Raw genomic sequence first — 11908 nt, 5'->3', positions numbered from 1 at the left:
GCCATTATCCGCGCATCCTGCTGGCTGCATCGAGATCAAGGGACCTGAATCGCTGGTAGAACTGGATCATCAATGCCAGTCCCACACTGGCTTCTGCCGCAGCCAGGGTGATCACCAACAGGAACATGGCCTGCCCGTCTGGCTGGTTCCAGGCGGTAGCGCCCACCACGAAAGCCAGCGCAGCGGCATTGAGCATCACTTCCAGGCTCATCAGCACAAACAGCATATTGCGGCGCAGCATGAGCCCCAACAGCCCGAGACTGAACAGGATGGCCGCCAGGATCAGCCCGTGCTCCATGGGAATACCTGTCATGAGGCGCCTCCACCAGTGCCTGGAGAGGTTCCGGCGGCATTGCTGCGACGCCCCACATGGGAGGCCGTAACCAGGGCAGCCAGAAGCAGGATGGCCGACAGTTCCACCACCATCAGCCAGGGTCCGAACAGTGTCAGCGCCACCGCCCGGGCAGTGAGCAGCTCTCCGTCAATGGTTTCGCCCACGACGCCCTGGCTGATCAGCGCCACCAGCGCGGCAAGCAGCACCAGGGCCAGAAGCGATGGGCCTATCCAGTAGCGGGGCTGCGTCAGAGTCTGTTCCCGTGCCGTGTCCGGCCCCAGATTGAGCATCATCACCACGAAAACGAACAACACCATGATTGCCCCTGCATAGACGATAATCTCCAGGGCGCCTGCAAAGGGTGCTCCCAGGGCAAAAAACACCAGTGCCACGGCAATAAGCGAAACGATCAGGTACACCACTGCGTGCACGGGATGGCCGCCGGTAATCACGCCCGCGGTGGCCAGCACGGCCACCAGGCCGCTGAGGTAGAAAGCCAGTTCCATCAGTGTCTCCTTGTCCGTTCAGGGGAGCAGCGTACGCACATCCTCCGGTGCCTCCTCATTTTTCGCCTGGCCCTTGTCCTTGCCGCCAATGGCCAGGCCGGCAACCTTGTAGAAGTGGTAGTCGTGGTCCTTGCCGGGGCCGTTGATCAGCAGGTCTTCTTTCTCGTACACCAGCTGCTGACGATCGTATTCGCCCATCTCGAAGTCCGGTGTCAGCTGGATGGCAGATGTGGGACAGGCTTCTTCGCACATGCCGCAGAAAATGCAGCGGGAAAAATTGATGCGGAAGAATTCGGGATACCAGCGACCGTCCTCCTGTTCGCCCTTCTGCAGGGAGATGCAGTCCACCGGGCAGGCAACGGCGCACAGATTACAGGCCACGCAGCGTTCTTCACCGTCGGGGTCGCGTGTCAGCACGATACGGCCGCGATAGCGTGGCGGAAGGTAAACCGACTGTTCCGGGTAATTCACCGTCTCCCGTTTGCGGAAGCTGTGCATGAACACCATGCCCAGCGTGCGTATCTGGGACCAGGTGGCTGGCACCAGCCTCAGAAAAGAGGTTGAGGACAATGACCGGATCAGTGGGACCTTCTCTTTCCGGGTTTTCTCCTCTTGTTCCATAAGTCCTCCCTAGGCGTCTACCAGGAGCATAACCGCTCCGGTGGCCAGTAGATTAATCAGGGTCAGTGGCAGGCACACCTTCCAGCCAAAGCTCATCACACGGTCGTAGCGCGGTCGTGGCAAAGACGCCCGCAAAAGAATGAACAGCAGCAGGAAACAGCCGGTCTTGAGCGCAAACCACAGGATCGGTGGCAGCCAGGGGCCATGCCAGCCACCAAAGAAAAGCGTCACGATCAGAGCTGACACCAGCAGCATGCCCACGTACTCACCAATGAAGAACATGCCAAATTTCATGCCGGAGTATTCGACGTGATAACCATCCGCCAACTCCTGCTCGGCCTCCGGCTGATCAAAGGGATGACGGTGGGTGACAGCAACGCCAGCAATCAGGAAAGTGGCGAACCCGAAAAACTGGGGAATCACGAACCAGAGGCCTTCCTGGGCTGCGACGATATCGCGCAGGTTGAAGGAGCCGGCCAGGGCCACCACCCCCATTAGCGACAGCCCCATAAACACCTCGTAGGAAAGTGTCTGGGCCGAAGCCCGCATGGCGCCCAGCAAGGCGTACTTGTTGCCACTGGCCCAGCCCCCCAGCAATACCGCATAGACGTTGATACCCGCCATGGCCAGGAAGAAAAGCAGCCCGATATGCATGTCAGCCACCCCCCATCCGGGGGTAATCGGAATAATCACGAACGACAGCAGCAGAGAGGCAAACGCAATAATGGGCGCCAACACGAACAGCGGTCGGTCGGCAAATGGCGGTATCCAGTCTTCCTTGAAAAAAATCTTGATCATGTCGGCAATCAGTTGAAGAGTGCCGAAAGGCCCTACCCGATTGGGCCCGTGACGGTCCTGCCAGAGCCCAAGCAGGCGACGTTCCACCACCGTCAGCACGGCGCCAAGCAGCACCGCGCCCAAAAGAATCACAAGGGCCTGGAACATGGCCCACAGGATGGCTGCCAATTCCGGGGTCCACCAGCTCATGACTGATCTCCCGCTACCTTTTGCAGGGCCACAGGCTCCCCGGGCAACAACCCGGCAACCAGCCCCGCCGGCAGGCCCGCCCAGCCATCGGGCCAGCCTTCCTGCTCGCAAACCGGCAGCTTCGTCCGCTCATTGAGGGTTACGATCTCCCCGTTTTGAACCTCCAGACGTAGAGCATCGTCATGGTTCAGGGTCACGCAGGGCTCCTCCTCCCGTTGCTGGATGGGCATCGCCCGGGCGGAGGTTTCCTCGCCTCCGAACAGGCGGGGCAGGATCAGGGCCCGCAGGCCCTCCGTACCTTCCAGAGTTTGCGCAGGCTGGCTGTAGCAGCCCTGCCCGGGCACCGGGTGAATCAGGCGCACCCCGGGATCGCCACCGCGCAGGTGCCCACCTACCTCATCGGTAAACTTGTTCCAGGCCTGGGGCGAGTTCCAGCCCGGGGCCCAGGCGAATGGCACCTGCTGTCGGGGCTGCTGATAGCCGCTGTAGCCCTCCATGGAATGGGCGAACGCCGTGTCCGGATCCTGCGGCGCCCGTGGCTCGCTAACGTGCCGGTTGGCCCGCATGGAGGTTCGCCCGCTATACCGATGGGGCTCCCGCGCCAGTCGCAGACCATCGATACGGTAGTGAGCATCCGGGGCCGCATCGACCATACCGGCCAGCGCCGGGTGGGCATCAGCACAGGCGCCGACAACCGTATCGAGGTTGATGTCGCCGGCGGATTCACCTCGCAGATTGGCAGCAAGCGCGTGCAGCCAGCGCCAGCTTTCACGGATGCGGGTCTCCGGCCGCATATAACCAGGCTCGTAGACCTGGAAGAAGCGTTGGGCACGACCTTCCAGGTTCACCAGGGTGCCATCGGACTCGGCGAAACTGCCAGCCGATAACAGGAAGTTGGCACGCTCGGCCGTGGCAGTGCGCTGGTGATCCAGCACGATGCGGACCTCCGCCCGCGCCAGAGCCTCATCCACCCGTTCGGGGGACAGTCGCTGGTAAAGGTCGTTCTCCAGCACCACCACGGCATCGGCATTGCCCTGGGCCAATTCCTCCAGCGCCCAGTCCAGCGGCTGACCACCCATCAGGGACAGCCCTGTGCTGTTGGCTTCACGCCGGACCAACACCAGCCCGCCTCTTTTGGCACGCCGGGACAGGGCCCGTGCAACACTGCCTGCGGCCTCAAGCACGGCCCTGGAGGCCAGTGAGCCACCGCTGACAACCAGCGGCCGTTCCGCCGCCACTAGCGCCGATGCGATCCGCCGGGCAGCTTCATCCTCGGCTGACGTCAGGCCCTCCACCGCCGGAGCCGCGGTATCGATAGCGTGGGCCACCGCGAAGCCAAGCCGGGCAATGCCGTCCGGATCCAGGGCATAACGGGCTGCTGCCACGTCATCAAGATCCGTGGGCCCGGGCCAGGCAATGAACAACGGGTGGTAACGGTCCTGGGCCAGGGTTTTGAGGGCTTCGGCGTTCCAGTCCGGTATGCCGATGGTTGCGCCCAGTGCCGCGCATCGGGCCAGGGCCGCCTGTCGCAGATTCAGGCCCAGACGACCGGCGCTCTGCACCGGGTCTTCCCCGAGCACCAGCATGGCATCGTGGCTTTCCATCTCCCGGGGCGTCGGGGTCGGCAGACCAGCGTGACGCTGAAGCTGGTTCATCAATTCCAGGCAGGTCTGTTCCCGGGCTTCAATGCCGGTGGAAAAATTATGCTCTCCAACTAATACCTGCAACTGGTGATTGCTCTCAAGGCTGGCCCTTGGCGAGCCAATACCGATAATCCGGCGAGCATGGCGCAGGGCGTCGCCGGCCTGGGCCAGAGCGTCATCCACGCCCAGGCCGACCGGCTGGCTGTCCGGCGATTGCCGCCATTCCGGCACAACTGGCCGGTCAGCACGGTTGACATAGCCGTAGCCAAACCGGCCGCGATCACAGAGAAAATAGCCATTTAACTCGCCGTGGTAGCGATTCTCGATGCGACGGACTTCGCCATAGCGCTCCCCCGGGCTGACGTTGCAGCCCATCGAGCACTGGTGACAGATACCGGGGGCAAACTGCATGTCCCATTTGCGGGTATAGCGGTCAGAATGGCTCTGGTCGGTAAACACACCGGTGGGGCAGACCTCCGTAAGGTTGCCCGCAAACGGGCTTTCCAGGGTGCCATCCTGGTAGCGGCCGAAGTAGACATTATCCTTGCTGCCGAAGGCACCGAGATCGGTGCCTCCGGCGTAGTCGTTGTAGAAGCGCACACAGCGGTAACAGGTAATACACCGGTTCATCTCGTGGCCGATAAAGGGACCCAGAAACTGGTTACGGCGGGTGCGCTTTTGAAAGCGGTAACGTCGACGGTCGTGGCCGGTCATGACGGTCATGTCCTGCAGGTGACAGTGCCCGCCCTCTTCGCAGACCGGACAGTCATGGGGGTGATTGATCATCAGCCACTCCACCACACTGGCGCGGAAAGCCTTCGCCTCCTCGTCGTCGATATCGATGCGGGTCTGATCTGCCGCCGGGGTCATGCAGGACATCACCAGCATGCCCTTGTCGTCGTCCTCGCCCTTGTACTGGCGTACGGCGCACTGGCGGCAGGCCCCCACGCTGCCCATGGCCGGATGCCAGCAGAAATAGGGAATATCCAGCCCCAGGGACAGGCAGGCCTGAAGCAGGTTATGGGCACCGTTGACCTGGTAACTTTGTCCATCGACGTGAATCGTTGCCATGATTCTGCCTACCCCTCTGCCGCTTTTGTTCGGGGCTCACTGATGCCCTGCTCGAATTCATGCCGAAAATGCTTCAACGCCGTTTGCAGCGGCATTGCAGCACCAGGGGCATGGGCACAGAAGGTCTGGGCCGGGCCACAATCAGCAGCGAGCTTGTCCAGCAGTTCGATATCGCCTGCCTCGCCCTGCCCCGACTCCAGGGCCCGCAGCACCTTGACGGTCCAGGGCAGGCCGTCGCGACAGGGAGTACACCAGCCACAGGATTCCCGGGCGAAAAACTCCTCAAGGTTGCGCACCAGCGCCACGAGGCTTTGTTCCCGGGGCACCACCGTTATCAGGCCAGTGCCGAGACGGCTGCCCTCCTTGCCCACAGTATCGAAGTCCAGGGCGAGCTCGAGATGTTCCGGCAGCAGGAAGCCGGTACTGGCACCACCAGGCAACCAGGCCTTGAGCTGGCGCCCGTTACGCATACCCCCGGCACGATCCAGGATTTCGGCACCGGTCGTGCCCATGGGCAACTCCCAAAGTCCGGGTTTCTCCACCAGCCCCGACACGCCGTAGATCTTGCTGCCACCGTTGCCGGTACGCTCTCCGGAGAGGCCCTGATACCAGTCGGCGCCGTTCAGGATGACGCCCGGCGCATTGCACAGGGTTTCCACATTATTCACCACCGAGGGCTTGCCCCAGGCTCCGGACTGACCGGGAAACGGTGGCTTGGCCCTGGGGTTGGCACGCTTGCCCTCCAGCGAATTGATCAGGGCAGTCTCCTCGCCGCAGATGTATCGACCGGCCCCGGAGTGCACCACTATGTCAAAATCAAAGCCGCTGCCGTTGATATCGGCACCCAGCCAGCCCCCTGCCCTCGCCTCATCCAGCGCCCGGTTCAGCACCCGGCCCGCGGTCACATATTCACCCCGCAGGAAGATGTAGCCGTAACAGGAGTTGTTGGCCAGGGCGGCCAGGATCATGCCCTCAATGACCAGGTGCGGCTGTTGCTCCATCAGCAGCCGGTCCTTGAAGGTGCCCGGCTCCATTTCGTCGGCATTGCAGATCAGGTAACCCCGGGGCATATCGCCCCCCTGCAGGGTCAGGCTCCACTTGAGACCGGCGGAGAAGCCGCCGCCACCGCGACCACCTACATTGGCATCCTTCATGGTGGCAATAATGGCCTGGGGATCACCGTCGGCAAGTGCCTTGCGAACGGACTGGTAGCCATCTTTGCGCAAATATTCTTCAAGCCAGACCACTTCGCCGTCGTCCCGCAACCGCCATGTCAGCGGGTGGGTGTCCGGGTGGCGCTCTGCCTCCGGCTGCATCAGCCGACTGCGGTAGCGAAGTGACTCACGCTGGCTGGCGATGGACTGGCTCATGGGTAAGCCTCCAGCATGCCCGGCAGATCAGCCGGGGACACCGGCCCGTAGGTGTCGTCGTCAATCATCAGGGCCGGCGCGCCATCGCAGGCGCCCAGACAGCAGACCGGCAACAGGGTAAAACGGCCGTCTGTGGTGGTCTGGCCGTAATCAATCCCCAACTGTTCTACCAGGGCGTGCCTCAACTCCTCGAAGCCAGTGAGGAAGCAGGCGCTGCTATCGCATACCAGCACTATGTGCCGACCCACCGGCTGGCGGAAAATCAGGCTGTAAAAAGTAGCCACACCCTCCACCTCGCCGGGGCCAATGCCCAGTACCCGGGCAACGGCTGCAATAGCACCGTCCGGCACCCAGCCATGGCGGCGCTGTACGATCTTCAGGGCCTCGATACAGGCTGCCTGGGGCCGCTCGTAATGGTCCATTTCTTCGATAATCGCGGTCTCGTCGGCGGGATCGAGCTCGAAGCCATCGCTGCCAATCAGCGCGGTTTTCTGTGGTGTGTCTGCCATCATCAGCGGTCCACGTCTGCCATCACGAAATCAATACTGCCCAGGTGGGCAATGAGGTCTGGTACGAAGCCACCACGCATCACCGACGGAATCTGTTGCAGGTGCGGAAAACTCGGGGTGCGTATGCGGGTGCGGTAACTCATGGTGTTGCCATCACTGGTCAGGTAGTAACTGTTAATCCCCTTGGTGGCCTCCACCATCTGCAGGGATTCCTGAGGCTTGAGCACCGGGCCCCAGGACACCTGCAGAAAATGGGTAATCAGGGTTTCAATGTGCTCGAGCATGCGCTCCCGGGGCGGCGGCGTGGTCAGCGGGTGGTCGGCCTTGTAGTCACCGGCGGGCATATGGTTCACGCACTGCTGGATAATGCGCAGGCTCTGGCGCATTTCCTCGATGCGCAGCTGGCCCCGGTCGAACACGTCCCCGTTGTGGCCCAGGGGCACATCAAAATCGAACTGCTCATAACCGGAATACGGGCGCTGCTTGCGCAAGTCGAAGTTGCAGCCGGTAGCCCGCAGGTTGGGCCCGGTCACACCCCACTCGAGCGCTTCTGCTGTGCTGAAGGCGGCCACATGACGGGTTCGGTCACGCACGATGGCATTCTCCATCATTGCCCGCTCGTACTCCCGCAGCCGTGACGGCATCCAGTCGAGAAAGCCCTGCACCAGCTTCTCCCAACCCTGGGGCAGGTCCTGCATGACACCACCGATGCGATACCAGGCCGGATGCATGCGAAAGCCGGTAATGCCCTCGATCACCTCATAACCCCGCTGCCGGTCGCTGAAGGTGTAGAACACCGGCGTCATCGCTCCCAGGTCCTGCAGGTAGGTACCCAGGAACAGCAGGTGACTGGTGATACGGAACATTTCCGCCATCATCACCCGGATAACCTTGACCCGCTCCGGCACCTCGATACCTGCCAGTTTTTCGGCCGCCAGCACGTACGGCAGATTGTTCATGACACCGCCGGTGTAATCGATGCGATCGGTATAAGGGATGAAGCTGTGCCAGGACTGGCGCTCAGCCATCTTCTCGGCACCCCGGTGGTGGTAGCCGATGTCCGGTACACAGTCGACTATCTCTTCGCCATCCAGCTGCAGGACAAGGCGGAAGGCGCCGTGGGCTGAGGGGTGATTTGGCCCCAGGTTGAGGAACATGAACTCGACACCCTGCCTTTCACGCTGCATCCCCCAGGCTTCCGGATCAAAGCGCATGGCCTCCTGCTCCGTGTCCTGGCCTTCTACGGTGAGGGTATAGGGGTCAAACTCCGTGGCACGGGCCGGGTAGTCCTTGCGCAAGGGATGGCCGCTCCAGGTTGCTGGCATGAGAATGCGCGTCAGGTGGGGGTGCCCGGCAAAGGTAATGCCGAACATGTCCCAGACTTCGCGCTCGTACCAGTTAGCGGCGGGGAATACCTCAACGGCAGTGGGCAGGCTCAGATCATCCGCTGACAGGGCCACCTTGAGCATGATGTCTGCGTTGCGACTGATGGAAAGCAGCTGGTAGAACACGGTGAAGTCAGCTGCCGGCAACCCCTGACGATCACTGCGAAGACGCTCATCAATGGCGGACAGGTCGTAAAGTAAATCAAAAGGCGCAGTCAGGCCTTTGAGATAACCAAGCACGTCAGTCAGCGCGTCCCGGGTTACCCAGAACACCGGCATACCGGTTAAGGTTCGCTGCTCATGGAGCAGGCCGTCACCGAAATCCCGTTTCAGGATCTCGGCCAGACTGTCACCACTGCTGTCCGGGTTTTTTCCGGTATCCATGTTCATGCTGATGTATCAGCTCCTGAAAATCGGTTATGAAGCGACGGAAAACGGATTCAGAGTTTGTCGGGTGTCCTCAGTTCGGTAGCCTGAATGCGTTGATCACGCCATTTCTCCCGTTGCGAGGGCATCTCTGCCCTGTAGACGCCCTGGTCTCCGACCACCCAGGACAGGGGCCGGCGCTCCTCCTGAATCGAGTCCTGCAACAATTGCAGCCCCTGAAGAAATGCCTCGGGCCGGGGAGGGCAACCGGGCACATACACATCGACCGGAAGAAACTTGTCCACGCCCTGTACCACGGAATAGATGTCGTACATACCACCGGAATTGGCACAGGATCCCATTGAGATCACCCATTTGGGCTCCAGCATCTGGTCATAGAGCTGCTGGATCACCGGTGCCATCTTGATAAAGCAGGTGCCGGCGATGACCATGAAGTCCGCCTGCCGCGGCGAGGCCCGAATGACTTCGGAACCAAAGCGCCCGATGTCATGGGGCGCGGTAAAGGCGGTGGTCATCTCCACGTAGCAGCAGGACAAGCCAAAATTGTAGGGCCAGAGGGAGTTTTTGCGCCCCCAGTTGACTGCAGAGTTGAGCACTTCACTGAGCTTGCCGGTAAACACGTTGCGTTCAAGCTGGCGCTTGAGCGGGTCTTCCGCTGGCTCCCGACGCTGCACCGGGTACTCACTGCCGGCGTTAGCCGCCTGGTCTGCCCTGGTCAGGGTATAAGACATACTTCGCCTCCTTGGGCACTGGAACCAGCGGCGACACCGCCACCCGTCCCCGCCCTGGTCGGGTGCGTTGGGTCAGCCTGCCGGATTGCGGGGCCTGCCATTGGACGATTCCGGCGCCCAGTCCAGGGCACCGGTACGACTGTCGTAAAGCAGGCCGGCCAGCAGGATGAAAATAAAAACCGCCGCGCCCCAGAAGCCCGTCCAACCCACATCAGGAATGACAATGGCCCAGGCAAACAGGAACACGGCCTCGATATCGAAGATCACGAAGAGCATCGCGACCAGGTAGAACTTCACGGAAAAGCGCTGGCGGGCATCGCCGGTACCAACAATGCCTGATTCAAAAGGAAGGGATTTACTGACACCCTGGCTGCGACCACCCAGCAGACTGGAAAAGCCCACCATGAAGGCACAAAGGGCCAGGGTGGCAACGATAAAGAAGCCGGTGGCCCAATAGCGGGCAAGCAGGTCGGTGACAGTATCGGCCATGCACTCTCCGTGGCAGCATTGCCGCTACCGTATGGAAAAAAGGGTAATGCTTCAAATGATGCTATATTTAAAAACCTACCAGTGGATTGGCATTTGCGCAAATAACGGCCTTAGCCTGTTTTAAGCGTCGAGTATTCGAATGGTATGCAAATTAATGCTACGTTAATAAATCATTCAACAACGAGATAGGGAGAGCAGCATGAGCAAGGCTACTCCTAGCATTGTGGTCGCCTGTGACGGTTCAGAGCAATCAATCCACGCGGCACAGGTCGCGGCCGATCTGGCCAAAGCCACCGGTCACCCACTCAAACTGTTATCCGTGTTTCCCGGATCAAAAGCGCAGAAGCTGATCATCAGCGGCGTAAGGCCCGATGAACTCGAGGAAAAAGAAGAGCAGTTCGCACGCGAGGCCTTCGATGCTGTGAGATCGGCGGTGAGTGCCACAGCCAAGCCCTCGGAAGTGGTCCTCCTGAAGGGCGATCCGGCCGCTGAGATTCTCGAATATCTGGAGGAAAACCCCGGCGCTCACCTGGTTCTGGGAAGGCGCGGCCACTCACTGGTACGCAGTCTTACCCTGGGCAGTATCAGCGAAAAGGTCATCAGGCATGCCACCGGGCCGGTTACTGTTGTAGGCGAATAATATTGTTTGAGGTGCGGGGAGATGGCTTTCATCAGAACTCCCGCCTCTTGCAGACTCACCCAGCGCCATTGACCTGCGTCAACCGCTGGGGGTTGGCATCAATGTTATGTTAAAAATACATCTAACAGAAACGGAGAATACCATGCCCACAGATACTCAGACCATTGTGGTTGCTTGTGACGGTTCAGATCATTCATTGCATGCGGCGAAGATGGCAGCCGATCTGGCGAAAGCGACCGGCCAGCCACTTAAACTGTTAGCCGTGTTTCCGGGCACAAAGGTAGAGCAGCTGGTCGTTACCGGCGTATGGCCCACCGAGCTGGAAAAAGAGGCAAAGGATTATGGGCGCAAAGTGTTCAATGCCGTGAGAGAGGCCGTAAGCGGAATAGTCGAGCCGAAGGACGAGGTTCTTCTTCAGGGTGAGCCTGCCAAAGAAATCATTGAATACCTGGAAAACAATCCGGGCACCCACATGGTTCTGGGAAGGCGTGGCCACTCAATGGTGCGCAGCCTTACTCTGGGCAGTACCAGTGAGAAGGTCGTCAGGCATGCCAACGGTCCGGTTACCGTGGTCAGCGAATAGTATCAGGGCGCTGGGGGAACCTGTGAGTTCTCCCACTCCTGCACCCTCTTTTTCCTGGCTGCCCCCCAGCGATACCCGCCCATCGCACCGCTCTTCTGGATAACGCGGTGACACGGAATCAGCACCGCAACCGGATTGGCTCCAATCGCATTACCCACCGCTCTTGATGATTTGGCGGATCCCAGTTCGCAGGCAATCTGGGAGTAACTCGCCAGCGTACCTCGTGGAATTCTCAGCAGTGCTCGCCATACCGCCACCTGGAACTCAGTACCCACTACATGCAGTGGCACCAGACCATGCCGACCGTCGGCCGGTTCGCCGAACAGGGCCTCAACCGCATGGCTCGTGGCCCTGTCATTTCTTGTCAGCTCCGCCTTTGGCCAGTCCCTGCGCAGTCCTGCAAGCCCTCCATCCTCGTTTCCACCGTCAAGAAACTCCATTCGACAGACACCTCGAGGGGTAATTGCGACAAACATAGTGCCCAGAGCCGTATCATGGACTCCGTACTGGATCGCAATCTCTCGATCGCCGTTTCCATGTTTGCCGGGCGTCATTACCTCCAGAACCGGCTGGTCCCGGGCATACTGTGGCGTAATAGCAGTGACTTCGTCGATTCGGTTATTGTCAGACATGGCGTCCATCCCCAGACAGT

The 11908-nt window shown here is 60.5% G+C and carries 13 protein-coding genes; 2 read left to right on the top strand and 11 right to left on the bottom strand.

All coding sequences use genetic code 11. The features are described 5' to 3' along the window. Positions 1–4: 4 nt before the first annotated feature. From nuoK to ndhC, 10 genes are all read right to left on the bottom strand, one after another. A complete protein-coding gene (gene nuoK, locus DIT71_RS12630) occupies positions 5–313 on the bottom strand; it encodes an NADH-quinone oxidoreductase subunit NuoK (protein ID WP_114613578.1) in 309 nt (102 codons plus the stop codon). Next, the gene (gene nuoJ / locus DIT71_RS12625) at positions 310–840 is read right to left on the bottom strand and encodes an NADH-quinone oxidoreductase subunit J (RefSeq protein ID WP_114613577.1); all 531 of its coding nucleotides are present in this window, start codon (positions 838–840) and stop codon (positions 310–312) included. The genes nuoK and nuoJ overlap by 4 nt, the downstream gene beginning before the upstream one ends. A gap of 18 nt (positions 841–858) precedes the next feature. Then, the gene (gene nuoI / locus DIT71_RS12620) at positions 859–1461 is read right to left on the bottom strand and encodes an NADH-quinone oxidoreductase subunit NuoI (RefSeq protein WP_114613576.1); all 603 of its coding nucleotides are present in this window, start codon (positions 1459–1461) and stop codon (positions 859–861) included. Between the two features lie 9 nt (positions 1462–1470). Next, positions 1471–2448 carry an NADH-quinone oxidoreductase subunit NuoH gene (nuoH, locus tag DIT71_RS12615; RefSeq protein WP_114613575.1) on the bottom strand — a complete coding sequence of 326 codons (978 nt, stop codon included), beginning with the start codon at positions 2446–2448 and terminating at the stop codon, positions 1471–1473. Beyond that, a complete protein-coding gene (gene nuoG / locus DIT71_RS12610; RefSeq protein ID WP_114613574.1) occupies positions 2445–5162 on the bottom strand; it encodes an NADH-quinone oxidoreductase subunit NuoG in 2718 nt (905 codons plus the stop codon). Before nuoG ends, nuoH begins: the two co-directional genes overlap by 4 nt. 8 nt (positions 5163–5170) lie before the next feature. Next, positions 5171–6478, bottom strand: a complete 1308-nt coding sequence (gene nuoF, locus DIT71_RS12605) for an NADH-quinone oxidoreductase subunit NuoF (RefSeq protein ID WP_227538111.1) — start codon at positions 6476–6478, stop codon at positions 5171–5173. 50 nt (positions 6479–6528) lie between these two features. Then, positions 6529–7044: an NADH-quinone oxidoreductase subunit NuoE gene (nuoE, locus tag DIT71_RS12600; RefSeq protein ID WP_114613572.1), complete on the bottom strand. Its 516-nt coding sequence runs from the start codon at positions 7042–7044 to the stop codon at positions 6529–6531. After that, positions 7044–8816, bottom strand: coding sequence for an NADH-quinone oxidoreductase subunit C/D (gene nuoC / locus DIT71_RS12595; protein ID WP_114613571.1), 1773 nt, complete (start codon positions 8814–8816; stop codon positions 7044–7046). The genes nuoE and nuoC overlap by 1 nt, the downstream gene beginning before the upstream one ends. Before the next feature lie 50 nt (positions 8817–8866). Beyond that, positions 8867–9544 carry a NuoB/complex I 20 kDa subunit family protein gene (locus DIT71_RS12590; protein WP_114613570.1) on the bottom strand — a complete coding sequence of 226 codons (678 nt, stop codon included), beginning with the start codon at positions 9542–9544 and terminating at the stop codon, positions 8867–8869. 72 nt (positions 9545–9616) lie between these two features. Next, a complete protein-coding gene (gene ndhC / locus DIT71_RS12585) occupies positions 9617–10033 on the bottom strand; it encodes an NADH-quinone oxidoreductase subunit A (protein WP_114613569.1) in 417 nt (138 codons plus the stop codon). A gap of 199 nt (positions 10034–10232) precedes the next feature. Between ndhC and DIT71_RS12580 the strand changes: the two genes are divergently transcribed. Together DIT71_RS12580 and DIT71_RS12575 are read left to right on the top strand one after the other, a co-directional pair. Beyond that, a complete protein-coding gene (locus DIT71_RS12580; protein ID WP_114613568.1) occupies positions 10233–10673 on the top strand; it encodes a universal stress protein in 441 nt (146 codons plus the stop codon). A gap of 142 nt (positions 10674–10815) precedes the next feature. After that, complete coding sequence (locus DIT71_RS12575) at positions 10816–11256, top strand: universal stress protein (protein ID WP_114613567.1); 441 nt, start codon at positions 10816–10818, stop codon at positions 11254–11256. Between the two features lie 2 nt (positions 11257–11258). On the opposite strand, the gene DIT71_RS12570 is transcribed toward DIT71_RS12575, so the two are convergent. Next, positions 11259–11888: a methylated-DNA--[protein]-cysteine S-methyltransferase gene (locus tag DIT71_RS12570; protein ID WP_227538090.1), complete on the bottom strand. Its 630-nt coding sequence runs from the start codon at positions 11886–11888 to the stop codon at positions 11259–11261. Positions 11889–11908 lie beyond the last annotated feature (20 nt).

The organism is Marinobacter vulgaris, from assembly GCF_003344045.1.
Classification (GTDB): Bacteria; Pseudomonadota; Gammaproteobacteria; order Pseudomonadales; family Oleiphilaceae; genus Marinobacter; species Marinobacter vulgaris.
The sequence above is the reverse complement of the archived record's forward strand: the minus strand, read 5'-3'. Positions and strand labels throughout refer to the sequence as shown.

Excerpts from the sequence above, each read along its gene's own strand:
- DIT71_RS12590 (WP_114613570.1), bottom strand. The coding sequence starts at position 9,544 with ATGTCTTATACCCTGACCAGGGCAGACCAGGCGGCTAACGCCGGCAGT.
- nuoC (WP_114613571.1), bottom strand. The coding sequence starts at position 8,816 with ATGAACATGGATACCGGAAAAAACCCGGACAGCAGTGGTGACAGTCTG.
- nuoG (WP_114613574.1), bottom strand. The coding sequence starts at position 5,162 with ATGGCAACGATTCACGTCGATGGACAAAGTTACCAGGTCAACGGTGCC.
- DIT71_RS12580 (WP_114613568.1), top strand. The coding sequence starts at position 10,233 with ATGAGCAAGGCTACTCCTAGCATTGTGGTCGCCTGTGACGGTTCAGAG.
- DIT71_RS12575 (WP_114613567.1), top strand. The coding sequence starts at position 10,816 with ATGCCCACAGATACTCAGACCATTGTGGTTGCTTGTGACGGTTCAGAT.
- nuoF (WP_227538111.1), bottom strand. The coding sequence starts at position 6,478 with ATGCAGCCGGAGGCAGAGCGCCACCCGGACACCCACCCGCTGACATGG.
- ndhC (WP_114613569.1), bottom strand. The coding sequence starts at position 10,033 with ATGGCCGATACTGTCACCGACCTGCTTGCCCGCTATTGGGCCACCGGC.
- nuoE (WP_114613572.1), bottom strand. The coding sequence starts at position 7,044 with ATGATGGCAGACACACCACAGAAAACCGCGCTGATTGGCAGCGATGGC.
- nuoK (WP_114613578.1), bottom strand. The coding sequence starts at position 313 with ATGACAGGTATTCCCATGGAGCACGGGCTGATCCTGGCGGCCATCCTG.
- nuoJ (WP_114613577.1), bottom strand. The coding sequence starts at position 840 with ATGGAACTGGCTTTCTACCTCAGCGGCCTGGTGGCCGTGCTGGCCACC.
- nuoI (WP_114613576.1), bottom strand. The coding sequence starts at position 1,461 with ATGGAACAAGAGGAGAAAACCCGGAAAGAGAAGGTCCCACTGATCCGG.
- DIT71_RS12570 (WP_227538090.1), bottom strand. The coding sequence starts at position 11,888 with ATGTCTGACAATAACCGAATCGACGAAGTCACTGCTATTACGCCACAG.
- nuoH (WP_114613575.1), bottom strand. The coding sequence starts at position 2,448 with ATGAGCTGGTGGACCCCGGAATTGGCAGCCATCCTGTGGGCCATGTTC.